Here is a 14,574-nt window from a genome sequence, read left to right as displayed (position 1 = left end):
GTCTCAGACCCAGGTGCCGCGGTCCTCCATGACCTTGCGCAGTGTGCCGATGTGATCGGTCATGATGCCATCCACCCCGAGGTCCAGGAGCCGGTGCATCCGTTCGGCCTCGTTGACCGTCCACACGTGCACCTGCAGCCCGTGCGCGTGGGCGGCCCGCACGAACCGGTGGTCGACCACCTGGATGCCCGACTGCTGTTCGGGGACCTGGGCGGCGACGGCCGACCGGCGCACCGCGGCCGGCAGTCCCCAGGACCGCAGCCGCAGGTTCAGCACGCCCCGGGTGCCGTAGGAGGTGGCCAGCCGCGGGCCGGCCAGCCGCTGCGCCCGCACCACCCGGGCCTCCGAGAACGAGCCGAGGCAGATCCGGTCCCAGGAGTCGGTACGCCCGACCAGGTCCAGGAACGGCAGGAGGGCCGGTTCGGCCTTCACGTCGACGTTCCAGCGCACCTCGGGGAAGGTCTCCAGAAGCTCCTCGAACAGGGGGACCGGCTCCTCGCCCGCCACGCGCGCGTGCGCCACGTCCCGCCACGGCAGGTCGGCGATCCGGCCCGCGCCGTCCGTCACCCGGTCGAGGGTCGCGTCGTGGAAGGCGACGAGCCGGCCGTCGCGCGTGGCGTGGACGTCGGTCTCGAGGTACCGGTAGCCCGCCTCGACGGCGCACCGGAACTGCCGGACGGTGTTCTCCAGGCCGTCCGCCGCCCCGCCCCGGTGGGCGAAGGCGATCGGGCCGGGGTGATCGAGGTAGGGATGGCGTATCCGCGGGGTCACGGACGCAGTATCGCGCGCCGTGGTTGATGTGCGGCGACGACCGTGCTGCCGTCGGATGCCGGGGGGACGGCGAAGACCCGGAGGAACAGCTGGGCGAGCGGGCCGATCGTCACCGCGTACAGCAAGGTGCCGACGCCCACCGTGCCGCCGAGGACGAAGCCGGTGACGACGACGGTGACCTCGATGGCCGTGCGGACCAGACGGACCGACACCCCGGTGCGCCGGTGCAGGCCCGTCATCAGTCCGTCGCGCGGACCCGGGCCGAAGCGCGCCGCGATGTACAGTCCGGTCGCCGCACCGTTGAGCACGACGCCCGCCGCCATCAGCGGTACGCGTACGGCCACGGCGTGCGCGTCGGGGACCACGGCCAGGGCCGCGTCCATCGCCGCGCCGATCACCAGCACGTTGGAGACGGTGCCCAGGCCCGGCCGCTGGCGCAGCGGGATCCACAGCAGCAGCACCGCCGCGCCCACCAGGGTGAGCACCACGCCCATCGACAGCCCCGTCCGCTCGGACAGGCCCTGGTGCAGCACGTTCCACGGTTCGAGGCCGAGCCCCGACCGCACCAGCAGCGCCGAACTCGCGCCGTACAGCGCCAGCCCCGCGTACAGCTGGAACAGCCGCCGTGCGAGATGCCCGTGCCGGGACGAGTACCTGGCCAAAACGTGCCCCCCTGTGGTGGAAGTGGACCGACGCATGACACCCTGTGGCTTGGCCGGTGATGTCATCCATGGCCAATCCGGGGAAGGTGGACTGATTCTCATGGCGCAGTGGACCTCCGCAGTGGGGGCGGCGCAGCTCGCCCGGCTGCTCACCTCCCAGCAGGACCGCCCGGCCGGTCCCGGGACCCGCCGCCCGCCCGCCTACCGCGCGCTCGCCGACGGCGTCCGCCTGCTGGTGCTGGAAGGACGCGTACCGGTGGCCGCGCGGCTGCCCGCCGAGCGGGAGCTGGCCCTCGCGCTCTCCGTCAGCCGCACCACTGTCGCCGCCGCCTACGAGGCGCTGCGCACCGAGGGGTTCCTGGAGTCACGGCGCGGCGCGGGCAGCTGGACCGCGGTCCCGGCCGGCAACCCGGTGCCCGCGCGGGGACTGGAACCGCTGCCGCCCGAGGCCCTCGGCTCGGTGATCGACCTCGGCTGCGCCGCGCTGCCCGCGCCCGAGCCCTGGCTCACCCGGGCCGTCCGGGGCGCGCTGGAGGAGCTCCCGCCGTACGCGCACACCCATGGCGACTATCCCGCCGGGCTGCCCGCACTGCGCTCGATGATCGCGGACCGCTACACCGCGCGGGGCATCCCGACCATGCCCGAGCAGATCATGGTGACGACCGGCGCCATGGGCGCCATCGACGCCATCTGTCACCTCTTCGGGGGACGCGGCGAGCGCATCGCCGTCGAGTCGCCGTCCTACGCCAACATCCTCCAGCTGATGCGGGAGGCCGGCGCCCGGCTCGTCCCCGTCGTCATGGCCGAGGGGCTGACCGGCTGGGACATGGACCGCTGGCGCCAGGTGCTGCGCGAGGCGGCACCCCGTATCGCGTACGTCGTCGCCGACTTCCACAACCCGACCGGCGCGCTCGCCGACGAGGACCAGCGCCGCCGCCTGGTCGACGCGGCGCGCTCCGCGGGCACGGTGCTGGTCGCCGACGAGACGATGAGCGAGCTGTGGCTCGACGCGGACGTGGAGATGCCGCGCCCGGTGTGCGCCTTCGACCCGGCCGGGTCCGCGGTGATCACGGTCGGCTCGGCGAGCAAGGCCTTCTGGGCGGGCATGCGCATCGGCTGGGTCCGCGCGGCCCCCGATGTGATCCGCAGCCTCGTCGCCGCGCGCGCGTACGCCGATCTGGGCACCCCCGTGCTGGAACAGCTCGCCGTGAACTGGCTGTTCGGCACCGGTGGCTGGGAAGAGGCGGTGGAGGTGCGGCGCGCCCAGGCCCGGCGGAACCGGGACGAGCTGGTGACCGCGGTACGGCGGGAGCTGCCCGACTGGGAGTTCGAGGTACCGCGGGGCGGGCTCACGCTGTGGGTGCGCACCGGCGGCCTCTCCGGCTCGCGCCTGGCCGAGGCGGGCGAACGGGTCGGCGTACGGGTGCCGTCCGGCCCCCGCTTCGGCGTCGACGGAGCGTTCGAGGGCTACGTGCGGCTGCCCTTCACGGTGGGCGGCGCGGTGGCGGAGGAGGCGGCGGCACGCCTGGCCGCAGCGGCCCGCGTCGTCGAGACCGGCGGCACGTCCGGCGCGGAGACCCCCCGCACGTTCGTGGCGTGACCAGGGTGCCGGCGCCGGTTCGGCCCTGGGCGCCGGCGGTCGGCCAGGTGGTGGGTCAGGTGGTGGGTCAGGTGGTGGGCTCCGCCACCGCCGCCTCGGCGCCGACGGCTTCGGAGGGCGCCCCGGCCGGCTCTCCGGTCCCGGCGCCGGCCGCCGTCGCGGCCACCTTCTCCCCCCTCGTCTTGTCGAGGCGCACGGCCTCCGCCACCCCCGCCCCCAGCCGCTCCGGCTCCTCGTCCGCGGGTGTCGTCCGGGGCGGCAGCAGGTCGAGCACCGCCTGCCGCTCCGCGTCGCTGGTCGCGTCGTCGTACGGGTCCGGCGTCGCCGGAACCTGGAGACGGTGCACCGGTCCCGAGCCCAGCCGGGCGTACCCGCGCCCCGGCGGGACCCGGTCGACCGGCGTGGTGTGCGGCGGCGCCCCCAGGACGGCCCCCAGCTGCTCCGCCGTCGCGGGCCCGAGGACGACACGCGCGCGCGTGTGCTGCCGTACCGGATCGCTGAGGCCCTCCAGGCCGTCGAACTGCTCGGCGACGACCACGGTGACGTTCGCCGGGCGGCCGTGCCGCAGCGGAACCTGGAGCAGCGACTGGGGATCCTCGCGGCCGTCCGCGGCGGCCAGGTGCGTGAACGTGCTCGGCCTGTCCAGCAGCAGCCACAGGGGACGCCTGGTGTCCTCGGGCGGCGGGTCGCCCGCCTGGTGCGCGCGGTTGGCCGCGACCAGCCGGCGCTCCGTCTCGTGCGCGGCCCACTCCAGGCTCGTCAGCGCCCCCGTCAGCGCGCACTCCACGGCGAGCACGCCGTCCCGGCCGGTCAGGCAGGCGTACTCCCCGGTGCCGCCCCCGTCGACGATCACCACGTCGCCGTGGTGGAGGGCCTGCAGGGCGATCGAGCGCAGCAGCGTCGAGGTGCCGCTGCCCGGCTGGCCGACCACGAGCAGATGGGGCTCGGTGGAACGGATGCCGGTGCGCCAGACGACGGGCGGGACATCACGCTGTCCCTCGCCGTGGACGCCGTGGGTGAGCGGCAGCGTCCGCTGCACCCCCGTGGGGTCGGTGAAGCCGAGGACCGTCTCACCGGGGGCCGTGACGAAGGGCTGGGCGGTGATGTCGGTGGGCAGGGGGGCGAGGACGCGGACCGTGAGCTGGTTGGCCTCCTCGTCCCACGTGAAGTGGTATTCGCGGCCGCGTCCCGACTTCGCGCCGAGCAGGTGCTCGATCCGTGCCCGTGACTCCGGCTCGCCGTCGGTGAAGTAGGCGGGATAGCCGATCACCAGGTGCGTGACCCGGCCGGTGGAGTCGAACTCGTACTCGGAGAAGACCTTCCCCCAGTCGCCGCCGTGGGCGTAGAGCGGTTCGGGGTCCTCGGCGGCGGAGAAGTACGGCACCAGGGCCTCGTAGAGCGACGTCAGGCGCTGGAGCTGTGACGCGTCGGGTCCGGCGGGCGCCGACGGGGCGCGGTCCCGGCCCTGCCAGGCCGCCGTGGCCATCAGGGTGATGACGGCGAGCAGCGGACCGTACGGCGCGAGCGCCACGACCAGCAGGACCGACGTGATCAGGAAGAGCAGCGCGCCGCGCCGGTCCCTGGGCGTGTCGGCCCACCTGCGCCGCCCGGCCGAGGCCAGCCGGCGCAGACCGCGCGTGATGGTGATCAGCGGGTGGAGGACGTCGGTGGCGCTGTCGGCCGCTGTCCTGGCCAGCTCCCGGCTCCGGGCGAGCTGTGCGCCGCCGTTGCTCAGAATGCGGGGGAGTGGGCGCCGGGCCACTGCTGTCTCCAGAGGGTGCGTACGGGTGGGCGGTGCGGTGCCGGGCGGATCAGAACTTGAATCCGCCCAGGAGGCCGGCCAGGCTCTCGCCGCCCGCCTTGATGCTGGGTGCGATGGCCGTACTGGCCAGATAGAAGCCGAAGAGCATGGCCACCAGGGCGTGCGACGCCTTCAGCCCGTCCTTGCGGAAGAAGATGAAGACGACGATGCCGAGCAGTACCACGCATGAGATCGAGATGATCATGTGAGTTCTCCTGGTTCGCGGGGACAGTCACCATGAGTACTTCCAGGCTCACAGAATGTATCTATACGATAAAAGGTGCAACTGGGTCGATTCTCGTCTTTTAACCCGCATGGGTCTGCCGTGATCATTGCCTCGGGCGTGACGGGTCATGTGTCCGGCGAGCCAGTACCCTGGCGATTCACCCGTACGGCTCTGCACCGCTCGCAGACGTACGTCCTGTCCCCGATGCGTGAAGCACGTGCAGTGAGAGGCGGTCCGGCGATGACTGAAGCCCCCGACCCCGAGGTCGTGGAGCTGGCGACCAAGATCTTCGACCTGGCCCGGCGCGGCCGGACCGGGGAGCTCGTGGCCTACGTCGACGCGGGCGTGCCGGCCGACCTCACCAACGACCGGGGCGACTCCCTGGTGATGCTCGCCGCGTACCACGGTCACGCCGAGGCGGTGCGCGCGCTGCTGGAGCGCGGCGCCGACGCCGACCGCGTCAACGACCGGGGCCAGACACCACTCGCGGGAGCGGTCTTCAAGGGTGAGGCCGAGGTGATCCAGGCCCTCCTGAAGGGGGGCGCGGACCCGTCCGCGGGCACCCCCTCGGCCGTCGACACGGCCCGGATGTTCGGCCGCACGGAACTGCTCGATCTGTTCGGCGAGCGCTGAGCGAAACGCTCTGACCAGCGACGACACGGAAAACGGGGGAGGCGGTACAGGGCCGCCGAAATTTCGGTCGCGGTAGATGTGACCGCCGGGTCATCATGACGACGTGATTCACGGACGCGATGGCTGGGCAGGTGTTGCCGCACCGCGCGGGCCGTGATGCGGTCCGCATGGGCCACCGACGAGAGGCAGAGGGAAATGGTCTACAGCAAGCAGGAAACGGCGGGCGCACCGACGTGTTGTCACGCGGCCAGGTAATGCACGTCCCCGGTTGCGTCGACGCTTGATGTGAGGCTGTTTCCCATGTTCGATCCGGTCATAGCGCCCAGCGGTACGCTGCTCGGCCTGCTCCAGCGGGGCCGTGGCGACGGCACGCTGCACGCGCTCACCGCCCCGCGCTCCGAAGCGCTCGCGGCGCTGAACCACTGTGTGCTGCGCGACCCGCGCCACGACTGGCAGGTGGAGAACCGCTCCCTCTACTACGCCCGCCTCTACCTCGACCTGCACGGCGAACTGGACGCGATCGAGGCCCATCTCCTCGATCCCGAGGACGTCCTCGACACCGACGAGTCCCGCACCGGACTCGCCCTCTCGGTCCTCGGGCACCTCGCCTCCTACGGCAGGCGGGACGCCCTCGACCTGCTGCGCAGGTACGCCGCCCACGGCACCAACTGGGCCTGGGCCCTGGACGAGCTGGCCCTCCGGGACGACGACGCGGGCCTGCGCGCCCTCGCCGCCCCGGTCCTCGCGCGGTTCGCCACCGACGCCGAGGGCGAGGCGGAGCTCGCCGCCACCGTCCGTGACGCCTTCGAACCACGGCCCTGGCGCCTGTGGGCCGACGATCCCCGCGAGTCCGTCGCCAGGCGCGTGCGCGCCGCCCGGGAGGCCGGGTCCTTCGACCGCTGGCAGCGGCAGATGCGCCCCACCGGGCCCCGTCCCGGCTGGAGCGTGCGGGCGGTCTTCGAGTGGGCGCAGCAGGGTGTCGAGCGCGGCGCCGCGCTCCATGTGCCGGCCGCCCGCTGCCTCACCGCCGTGGCGGGCCCCGAGGACCGGCCCGAGATCGTCCGGGCCGCCCGGGACGGCGCCGAGGGAGCCCGGTGCACCGCCCTGCGGTATCTCGCCGACGGCAACGACCCCGACGCCCTCGGCCTGATCGAGGGCGCCGTGGCCACCGGCTCGACGGCCGTCGTGGAGGCCGCCGTCGACGCCTTCGAACGCATGCGCAGTCTCGCCGCCGTCGACCGGGCGCGCGGCTGGGCCCGCCGGCCCGATCCGCTGGGCGCCGCCGCCGGCCGTGTCCTCGCCTGCCGGGGCGGCGTCCAGGACCGTGACCTGGTCCTCGCGGCGCTGAGGGAGGCGGTACGGGGCGAGGGCCCCGACGCGCCGACCCTGTGGACCCTCGTCGACGGCGCCGGACGCCTGGGCATCGCCTGCGCCGCCCCCGTGCTCCGCCACGTCTACCGCGAGACCGCCTCGTCCCATCTGCGGGGCCGTGCCGCCCGTGCCCTCGCCGTGACCGACCCCTCCTACGGCACCGGCTTCGCCGTCGAGTGCCTGTGGGACTGCGAGGAGTCCACCCGCGAGATCGCCGCCCGGCACGCCGAGACCGGGGACGCCCGGGTCGTCGAGCGCCTGCGCCGGCTCGCCGCGGACCCGGCCGAGGAGGCCGAGGTGCAGACCGCCGTACGCAGCCGGATCGGTCCCGAGGAGCCCGCCGTGTGACCCCTTCCGCGCGGGCGGTGCGAACGGCGGACGCCCCGCGGGCCGGGTGCGGGTGGATGCCGTCCGGCCCGCACGGGTGGGGGAGGCAACGCTCATGGCGCGTTCCCCGCCAGGAAAGATCCACTTTGACGTGACCACGTCCGGCGCGGCGACAACACCGGTATGCGTGTCGTCATCGTGACCGAGTCCTTTCCCCCCGATGTGAACGGCGTGGCCCACTGCGCGCTCCAGACCGCCCGACACCTCGTCGACCGCGGTCACGCCCCCCTCGTCGTCGCCCCCGCCGTCGCGGCCGGCGATCCCGACGGCGGGGCGCCCTGCCCCGTCGTCCGCGTCCCCTCCTTCCCGCTGCCCGGCTACCCCCAGGTCCGCGTCGCCCTGCCCAGCCGGCGCCCGGCCGCCGCGATCGCCGGGCACCGGGCCGACGTCGTCCACCTGGCCGGCCCCTTCGTCCTCGGCGTGCGCGGCATGGCGGCCGCCGCCCGCCTGGGTCTGCCCGCCGTCGCCGTCTACCAGACCGACCTCGCCGGATACGCCCGTACGTACATGGGCGCCGGCGAGGCGGCGGCCTGGCGGCGCATCCGCTCCGTGCACACGGCCGCCGACCTCACCCTGGCCCCGTCCGGCGCCGCCCTGCGGGACCTCCGGGCGCACGGCGTGCCCCGGGTCCGGCTGTGGCCGCGCGGCGTGGACACCGCCCGCTTCCGGCCCGGCCTCCGCGACGAGGCACTGCGCCGCAGCCTCGCCCCGAACGGCGAGCTCGTCGTCGGCTACCTCGGCCGGCTCGCCCCGGAGAAGCGGGTCGAGCTCCTGGCCGCCGCCTGCGCGCTGCCCGGAGTGCGGGTCGTGGTCGTCGGCGACGGGCCCAGCCGGCCGGCGCTGGAACGGGCGCTGCCCGGCGCGGCCTTCCTCGGCCGCCGCACCGGCGAGGAGCTCGCACGGATCTTCGCCTCGCTGGACGTCTTCGTGCACACCGGACCGTTCGAGACCTTCTGCCAGACCGTGCAGGAGGCGATGGCGAGCGGGGTGCCCGTGGTCGCGCCCGCGGCGGGCGGCCCGCTGGACCTGGTCGCGCACGGCCGCACCGGGCTGCTCGTCCCGCCGTGCGACGCCGCCGCCGTACGCGACGCGGTGTGGTCCGTGGCCGCCGATCCCGCCCTGCGGGCCGCGTACGGGGCGGCCGGGCGAGCGGCGGTCGAGGAACGCACCTGGGCGGCCGTCGGCGACCGGCTGATCGGGTACTACGCCGATGTGCTCGCCGGGCGCAGGACGGCGGTGGCGGCATGAGCGCATCGCTGCGGATCGTGCGGCTGGCGAACTTCGTGGCGCCCGCGTCCGGAGGTCTGCGCACCGCCCTGCGGGAGCTCGGCAGGGGCTACCTGGGTGCGGGGCACCGGCCCGTGCTGATCGTCCCCGGCGAACGGGAGAGCGACCACGAGACCGAGCAGGGACGGGTGATCACCCTCCGGGGCCCGCTGCTGCCCGGCACCGGCGGCTACCGCGTCCTCACCGACAGGCGGCGGATCGCCGGCCTGCTCCAGGATCTCGCCCCCGACCGGCTCGAGGTGTCCGACCGCACGACCCTGCGCTGGACCGGCCGGTGGGCCCGGCGGGCCCGCGTCCCGGCGGTCATGGTCTCCCACGAGACCGCCGACGGGGTGCTGCGCACCTGGGGACTGCCGGAGCGGGCCGCCCGGCGTACCGCGGACGCCCTCAACACCCGCACCGCGTACACGTACGCGCGCGTGGTGTGCACCACCGGGTTCGCCGAGCGGGAGTTCACGCGCATCGGGGCTCGCAACGTCGTACGGGCCCCGCTGGGCGTCGACCTGGGGGAACGGCACCCCGCGCTGCGTGACCCGGGAGTGCGTGCCCGGTACGCGCGCGTGCCGGAGACGTTGCTCGTGATGTGCTCCAGGCTGTCCCCGGAGAAACGGCCGGGGACCGCGCTGGACGCGCTGGAGGCGCTGCTGCGGCGCGGGCGGCGGACGGTGCTGCTGGTCGCCGGGGACGGGCCGCTGCGGGCGCGGCTCGAACAGCGCGCGCGGGAACGCGGGCTGCCGGTGACCTTCCTGGGGCACGTGCGCGACCGCAGGACGCTGGGCGCACTTCAGGCGTCCGCCGACGTGTGCCTGGCCCCGGGGCCCGCCGAGACCTTCGGGCTCGCCGCACTGGAGGCGATGGCGTGCGGCACGCCCGTGGTGGTGAGCGCGTCCTCGGCGCTTCCGGAGGTGATCGGCACGGCGGGCGCGGTCGCCGGGAACCGCGGGGAGGCCTTCGCGGACGCCGTCGAACTGCTGCTGGAGCGCGCGGAGACGGACCGGCGCGAGGCGGCACGCGCGCGTGCGGAGCGTTTCGGATGGGGGCCGGCGGTGACGGCGTTCCTCGCGGCGCACGACGCGACGGTGACGGTGCCGGAGGCGGCGGGCAGGGGGGTGCCTCCAACACGGCCGATGGTGTCCCGGGGGCTCTCGTGACCCCGCTGCGGTTCGTGGCCCACGGGGACTCGCCGGCCGAGGGGGCCGGGGACCGGGCCGGCGGCGGATGGCGCCGCAGGGCCGCCCTGCGGGCGACGAAGGGAAGGTGACGGCAGGACCTAGGAGCGTCGGCGGCGTACGGCGACGAAGCGGACCGGCGTGCCGGGGCGTGCCTGCGCGGCGGCCGGGAGGTCGACGGGGCGGACGACCGCGATCACCGGGTAGCCCCCGGTGGTCGGATGGTCGGCCAGGAAGACCACCGGCGTCCCGTCGGGCGGCACCTGGACCGCGCCCAGCACCATGCCCTCGCTGGGGAGTTCGTCCCGCCGGGCCCGTTCCAGGGCCGGCCCGGCCGTGCGCAGCCCGATGCGGTTGCTCGCCGGCGACACGCGATAGGTGCCGGACGTGAACAGCCGTACGGCGGCCGGGGTGAACCAGTCGTCGCGCGGGCCCGGCGTCACCCGCAGCACGAGCTCGCCCGGGGGCGCCGGCTGCGGGGCGACGTCCACGCGCGCGTGGCCCTCCGGCGGAGTGCCGAGGGGGAGCACGGCACCGTCCGTGAGGGGGGCCGGGCCGAGACCGGAGAGCAGGTCCGTGGAGCGGCTGCCGAGCACCGGTTCGACGGCGATCCCACCGGAGACGGCCACATAGGCGCGCACTCCGAAGGCCGCCGCCCCGACGTCCAGCACGGATCCGGCCCGCACGCGCACCGGCGCACCCCAGGCGGCCGGCCGGCCGTCCACGGTGACCGGACAGGGAGCCCCGGTGACCGCCACGGTGACCGGGGAACGGGGCCGCAGGGAGCAGCCGTCGAGGGTCGTCTCCAGGACGGCGGCGTCCGGCCGGTTGCCGGTCAACCGGTTGGCGAGCGCCGCCGCGGGCCCGTCCAGCGCCCCGGAGCGGGGCACACCGAGGTGGGCGTGCCCCGGGCGGCCCCGGTCCTGCACGGTGGTGAGGGCTCCCGCGCGGACGACGGCGAGCGCACGGTCCGTCATGCCGCGGGCCCCGTCGCGGCCACCGGGACGAAGCGCACCCGCGTGCCGGGGGAGAGCAGCGCCGCGGGCACGCGCGCGTGGTCCCACAGCACGAGGTCGGTCGTGCCGATCAGCTGCCAGCCGCCCGGCGAGGACCGCGGGTACACGCCCGTGTAAGGACCCGCCAGCGCCACCGAGCCGGCCGGGACCGAGGTGCGCGGAGTGGCCCGGCGGGGCACGTCGTAGCGCGCCGGCAGACCGGTGAGGTAGCCGAAGCCCGGCGCGAATCCGCAGAACGCGACGCGGAATTCGGTGCCCGCGTGGACACGGGCCGCCTCCCGCGCGCAGACGCCCCAGTGCGCGGCGACGTCCGCGAGGTCCGGGCCGTCGTAGCGCACCGGGATCTCGACCGTCTCCCGCGCCCGCGGGGGCACGGGCGGCAGCTCGCGGGAGGTCAGCTCGGCGGCCAGCTGGGCCGGATCGGACAGGCCGTCGAGCAGCACCGTGCGCGCCGCCGGGACGATCTCGCCGACCGGCAGCGAGCCCTCCGCGCGGCGCCGCAGCAGCTCCGCGTGGAGCGCCTGGGCCTCGTCGCCCGAGGAGACCTCGACGAGCAGGGCGTCCTCGCCGACGGACAGCACCCTCATGCGAAGGCCTCCACCCGGACCCCGGACGCCTCCAGCGCGTCGCGCACCCGTCGCGCCAGGTCCACCGCGCCGGGCGTGTCACCGTGCAGGCACAGGGAGCGCGCCCGCACCGCGATACGCCGTCCCGAGTGCGCGTCGACCTCCCCGCGGCGGGCCAGGTCCACCGAGCGGGCCACCACCGACTCCGGGTCGGTGACCACGGCTCCCTCCTGACGGCGTGGCACCAGCGTCCCCCCGTCGGTGTACGCCCGGTCGGCGAACGCCTCCGTGACCACCGGCAGCCCCGCCTTCCGGGCCAGTTCCAGCAGCCGGGAGCCGGGCAGGCCGAGCACGGGCAGCGTGGCGTCCGCCAGGAGCACCCCGTCCACGACCGCGCCGGCCTGCTCCTCGTCGCGCACCACCCGGTTGTACAGCGCCCCGTGCGGTTTGACGTACGCCACGCGGGAGCCCGCCGCGCGGGCGAAGACCTCCAGGGCGCCGATCTGGTAGGCGACCTCGGCCGCCAGCTCTGCGGGCGGCACGTCCATCGCGCGCCGCCCGAACCCGGCCAGGTCCCGGTAGGAGACCTGGGCGCCGATCCGCACCCCGCGCCCGGCCGCGAGCTCGCACACCCGGCGCATGGTGGCCGCGTCCCCGGCGTGGAAACCGCACGCCACGTTGGCACTGGTCACCACGGACAACAGCCGCTCGTCGTCGGTGAGCCGCCAGCGGCCGAAGCCCTCGCCGAGGTCGGCGTTCAGATCGATCGAGGTCATGGATCCTTCGTTTCTCCTGCTCGTGCCGCGCAGGTCGGTCAGGCCACGCGGAACTGCTCGTCGCGGGCGTCGCTGAGGAACATCCGTCCCGGTGCGTGCGTGATGGCGAACGGCGGACGGGAGGCCATGACGGCCGCCTGCGGGGTCACCCCGCAGGCCCAGAACACCGGGATGTCGTCCGGCTCGAGGTCCACCGGGTCGCCGAAGTCCGGGCTGCCGAGGTCGCCGATGCCCAGCCCGGAGGGGTCGCCGCAGTGCACGGGCCCGCCGTGCACCGCCGGCAGCAGACTGCTCTCCCGGATCGCCGCGGCGAGGTGCGCCGGCGGCACCGGCCGCATGGACACCACCATCGGCCCGCGCAGCCGCCCCGCCGGACGGCACTGCCAACTGGTCACGTACATGGGAACGTTGCGGCCCTGCTCGACGTGCCGGACCGGAACGCCCGCCGCCGTCAGCGCCCACTCGAACGTGAAGCTGCAGCCGATCAGGAACGACACCAGGTCACCGCGCCAGTACGCCCGCACGTCCGTCGGCTCGTCCACCAGCTCGCCGTGCTCCCACACGCGGTAGCGCGGCAGATCGGTCCGCAGGTCCGCGTCCGCGGCGAGGACGGTGGTCGTGGACCCGGCGTCGGTGACGTCCAGGACCGGGCAGGGCTTGGGGTTGCGCTGGCAGAACAGCAGCATGTCGTACGCCCAGTCGGCGGGCACCGAGATCAGATTGGCCTGCGTGTGCCCCGCGGCCACGCCGGCCGTGGGGCCGGCCAGCCCCTCCCGGAAGCGGGCGCGCGCCGTTCGCGGACTCCACCCGTGCGCGCGGTCGTCGACGAGGGGCACGGGGCGGTCGTCCACCACGGCCGGCGCACGGTCGTCGGTGCGGTTCACTCCAGCTCCTTCCCGCGCGTCTCCGGCAGCCCCAGCAGCGCCAGCGCCGCGATGCCGTAGCCGACCGCGCCGAAGACCAGCGCCCCGCCCACGCCCCAGCCGTCGGCCAGGAAGCCGACCGTCGTGGGGAAGACGGCGCCCACGGCACGTCCGGTGTTGTACGTGAAGCCCTGCCCCGTACCGCGCACCGGCGTCGGGTACAGCTCGCTCAGATAGGAACCGAAGCCGCTGAAGATCGCCGACATGCAGAACCCGAGCGGGAAACCGAGCCCGAGGAGCACGGTGTCGGCGCCGCTCGGGATGTTCGCGTACGCCAGGATGCAGAACGCGGACAGCAGCGCGAACAGCCAGATGTTGCGCCGGCGGCCCAGCCGGTCGGTGAGGTGGCCGCCGGTCAGATAGCCGGCGAAGGCACCCGAGATCAGGAACGCCAGATAGCCGCCGGTGCCGACGACCGACAGGTCGCGCTCCGTCTTCAGATAGGTCGGCACCCAGGTGGCGAGGGTGTAGTAACCGCCCTGGACGCCGGTGGAGAGCAGCACGGCGAAGAGCGTGGTGCGCAGCAGACCCGGCGATCCCGGCCGGCTCCGCCGGAAGATCGCCCCGAACGACCCCTTCTGCGCGCTCTTCTCCCGCGCGGCGGCCGCCCCGGGCGCGTCCCGCACACTGCGCCGCACCCACACCACGAGCAGCGCCGGCAGCGCGCCGGTCCAGAACATCACGCGCCAGGCCAGGTCGTCGTCGGCCAGCGAGAAGATCATCGTGTACACGATCACGGCCAGCGCCCAGCCCACGGCCCAGGAGCTCTGGACCGCGCCGAGGGTGCGGCCGCGGTGCCGGGCGCTCGCGTACTCGGCGACCAGGATCGCGCCGACCGCCCACTCACCGCCGAAGCCGAGGCCCTGCAGCGCGCGGAACACCAGCAGCGTCTCGTAGGTGGGCGCGAAGCCGCAGGCCACGGTGAACACCGCGTACGTGATCACGGTCAGCAGCAGTGCCCTGACCCGGCCGACGCGGTCCGCCAGCACGCCGGCGAGGGCGCCGCCGACCGCGGAGACCACCAGGGTGACGGTCGTGAGCAGGCCGGTCTGGCCGCTGTTCAGACCGAAGTACGCCGACAGCGCGACCATCGTCAGCGGCAGCGTGAAGTAGTCGTACGAGTCCAGGGCATAGCCGCCGAACGCGCCGCCGAAGGCGCGTCGGCCGCGCGGCCCCAGTGCGCGCAGCCAGCCGAACGCCCCGTCGTCGGAGGCTTGTCCGGGCGGTGCGGGGCGTGGGGTGCCGGTCAGGGCTCTCGGTGGAGGGGGCGTGCTCATGGGCACCTCGCAGAGGGAGGACGGAGGGTGCGGGAAGGAGTGAGCCGTGCCACTGCCCAGCAAGGTAGAGGATCGTTGAACGATCCTTCAATACCCGTGTTGTCCCGTC

The 14,574-nt window shown here is 74.8% G+C and carries 14 protein-coding genes; 5 read left to right on the top strand and 9 right to left on the bottom strand.

The genetic code is table 11. From position 1 onward, the window contains the following. Positions 1-3: 3 nt before the first annotated feature. Together ACFY3N_RS20585 and ACFY3N_RS20580 are read right to left on the bottom strand one after the other, a co-directional pair. The gene (locus ACFY3N_RS20585; RefSeq protein ID WP_390818133.1) at positions 4-771 is read right to left on the bottom strand and encodes a glycerophosphodiester phosphodiesterase; all 768 of its coding nucleotides are present in this window, start codon (positions 769-771) and stop codon (positions 4-6) included. After that, positions 768-1,469 carry a YitT family protein gene (locus ACFY3N_RS20580; RefSeq protein WP_390818132.1) on the bottom strand — a complete coding sequence of 234 codons (702 nt, stop codon included), beginning with the start codon at positions 1,467-1,469 and terminating at the stop codon, positions 768-770. Before ACFY3N_RS20580 ends, ACFY3N_RS20585 begins: the two co-directional genes overlap by 4 nt. Before the next feature lie 64 nt (positions 1,470-1,533). On the opposite strand from ACFY3N_RS20580, the gene ACFY3N_RS20575 reads away from it, so the two are divergent. Then, the gene (locus ACFY3N_RS20575) at positions 1,534-3,033 is read left to right on the top strand and encodes a PLP-dependent aminotransferase family protein (RefSeq protein ID WP_390818131.1); all 1,500 of its coding nucleotides are present in this window, start codon (positions 1,534-1,536) and stop codon (positions 3,031-3,033) included. Between the two features lie 67 nt (positions 3,034-3,100). On the opposite strand, the gene ACFY3N_RS20570 is transcribed toward ACFY3N_RS20575, so the two are convergent. Together ACFY3N_RS20570 and ACFY3N_RS20565 are read right to left on the bottom strand one after the other, a co-directional pair. Next, complete coding sequence (locus ACFY3N_RS20570; protein WP_390818130.1) at positions 3,101-4,795, bottom strand: hypothetical protein; 1,695 nt, start codon at positions 4,793-4,795, stop codon at positions 3,101-3,103. 49 nt (positions 4,796-4,844) lie between these two features. Then, the gene (locus tag ACFY3N_RS20565) at positions 4,845-5,039 is read right to left on the bottom strand and encodes a hypothetical protein (RefSeq protein WP_190167020.1); all 195 of its coding nucleotides are present in this window, start codon (positions 5,037-5,039) and stop codon (positions 4,845-4,847) included. A 261-nt stretch (positions 5,040-5,300) separates the two neighbouring features. Between ACFY3N_RS20565 and ACFY3N_RS20560 the strand changes: the two genes are divergently transcribed. The 4 genes from ACFY3N_RS20560 (at position 5,301) to ACFY3N_RS20545 (ending at position 9,889) form a co-directional block, all read left to right on the top strand. Then, entirely contained in the window at positions 5,301-5,693 is a 393-nt protein-coding gene (locus ACFY3N_RS20560) for an ankyrin repeat domain-containing protein (protein WP_390818129.1), read from the top strand. 300 nt (positions 5,694-5,993) lie between these two features. Then, positions 5,994-7,412, top strand: a complete 1,419-nt coding sequence (locus ACFY3N_RS20555; RefSeq protein WP_390818128.1) for a HEAT repeat domain-containing protein — start codon at positions 5,994-5,996, stop codon at positions 7,410-7,412. Positions 7,413-7,574: 162 nt separating this feature from the next. After that, positions 7,575-8,699 carry a glycosyltransferase family 4 protein gene (locus tag ACFY3N_RS20550; RefSeq protein WP_390818127.1) on the top strand — a complete coding sequence of 375 codons (1,125 nt, stop codon included), beginning with the start codon at positions 7,575-7,577 and terminating at the stop codon, positions 8,697-8,699. After that, positions 8,696-9,889 carry a glycosyltransferase gene (locus ACFY3N_RS20545; protein WP_390818126.1) on the top strand — a complete coding sequence of 398 codons (1,194 nt, stop codon included), beginning with the start codon at positions 8,696-8,698 and terminating at the stop codon, positions 9,887-9,889. Before ACFY3N_RS20550 ends, ACFY3N_RS20545 begins: the two co-directional genes overlap by 4 nt. Before the next feature lie 119 nt (positions 9,890-10,008). Here ACFY3N_RS20545 and ACFY3N_RS20540 read toward each other — a convergent pair whose 3' ends face one another. The 5 genes from ACFY3N_RS20540 to ACFY3N_RS20520 are packed head-to-tail and all read right to left on the bottom strand — an operon-like array spanning position 10,009 to position 14,465. Then, the gene (locus tag ACFY3N_RS20540; RefSeq protein ID WP_390818125.1) at positions 10,009-10,884 is read right to left on the bottom strand and encodes a biotin-dependent carboxyltransferase family protein; all 876 of its coding nucleotides are present in this window, start codon (positions 10,882-10,884) and stop codon (positions 10,009-10,011) included. Continuing rightward, positions 10,881-11,510 (bottom strand): allophanate hydrolase subunit 1, encoded by a 630-nt coding sequence (locus ACFY3N_RS20535; protein ID WP_390818124.1) that lies wholly within the window; start codon positions 11,508-11,510, stop codon positions 10,881-10,883. Before ACFY3N_RS20535 ends, ACFY3N_RS20540 begins: the two co-directional genes overlap by 4 nt. Then, positions 11,507-12,265 carry a LamB/YcsF family protein gene (locus tag ACFY3N_RS20530; protein WP_390818123.1) on the bottom strand — a complete coding sequence of 253 codons (759 nt, stop codon included), beginning with the start codon at positions 12,263-12,265 and terminating at the stop codon, positions 11,507-11,509. The genes ACFY3N_RS20535 and ACFY3N_RS20530 overlap by 4 nt, the downstream gene beginning before the upstream one ends. Positions 12,266-12,303: 38 nt before the next feature. Next, positions 12,304-13,149, bottom strand: a complete 846-nt coding sequence (locus ACFY3N_RS20525; protein ID WP_390818122.1) for a putative hydro-lyase — start codon at positions 13,147-13,149, stop codon at positions 12,304-12,306. After that, positions 13,146-14,465 carry an MFS transporter gene (locus tag ACFY3N_RS20520; protein ID WP_390818121.1) on the bottom strand — a complete coding sequence of 440 codons (1,320 nt, stop codon included), beginning with the start codon at positions 14,463-14,465 and terminating at the stop codon, positions 13,146-13,148. The genes ACFY3N_RS20525 and ACFY3N_RS20520 overlap by 4 nt, the downstream gene beginning before the upstream one ends. Positions 14,466-14,574: the final 109 nt, after the last annotated feature.

It is taken from the genome of Streptomyces sp. NPDC000348, assembly GCF_042898795.1.
Lineage (GTDB): Bacteria > Actinomycetota > Actinomycetes > Streptomycetales > Streptomycetaceae > Streptomyces.
This window is presented reverse-complemented; position numbering and strand designations above follow the sequence as displayed.

Bases quoted from the DNA above. Each gene is read 5' to 3' on its own strand.
- ACFY3N_RS20555 (WP_390818128.1), top strand. From the start codon at position 5,994: ATGTTCGATCCGGTCATAGCGCCCAGCGGTACGCTGCTCGGCCTGCTC.
- ACFY3N_RS20535 (WP_390818124.1), bottom strand. From the start codon at position 11,510: ATGAGGGTGCTGTCCGTCGGCGAGGACGCCCTGCTCGTCGAGGTCTCC.
- ACFY3N_RS20565 (WP_190167020.1), bottom strand. From the start codon at position 5,039: ATGATCATCTCGATCTCATGCGTGGTACTGCTCGGCATCGTCGTCTTC.
- ACFY3N_RS20520 (WP_390818121.1), bottom strand. From the start codon at position 14,465: ATGAGCACGCCCCCTCCACCGAGAGCCCTGACCGGCACCCCACGCCCC.
- ACFY3N_RS20580 (WP_390818132.1), bottom strand. From the start codon at position 1,469: ATGCGTCGGTCCACTTCCACCACAGGGGGGCACGTTTTGGCCAGGTAC.
- ACFY3N_RS20560 (WP_390818129.1), top strand. From the start codon at position 5,301: ATGACTGAAGCCCCCGACCCCGAGGTCGTGGAGCTGGCGACCAAGATC.
- ACFY3N_RS20550 (WP_390818127.1), top strand. From the start codon at position 7,575: ATGCGTGTCGTCATCGTGACCGAGTCCTTTCCCCCCGATGTGAACGGC.
- ACFY3N_RS20575 (WP_390818131.1), top strand. From the start codon at position 1,534: ATGGCGCAGTGGACCTCCGCAGTGGGGGCGGCGCAGCTCGCCCGGCTG.
- ACFY3N_RS20530 (WP_390818123.1), bottom strand. From the start codon at position 12,265: ATGACCTCGATCGATCTGAACGCCGACCTCGGCGAGGGCTTCGGCCGC.
- ACFY3N_RS20545 (WP_390818126.1), top strand. From the start codon at position 8,696: ATGAGCGCATCGCTGCGGATCGTGCGGCTGGCGAACTTCGTGGCGCCC.
- ACFY3N_RS20540 (WP_390818125.1), bottom strand. From the start codon at position 10,884: ATGACGGACCGTGCGCTCGCCGTCGTCCGCGCGGGAGCCCTCACCACC.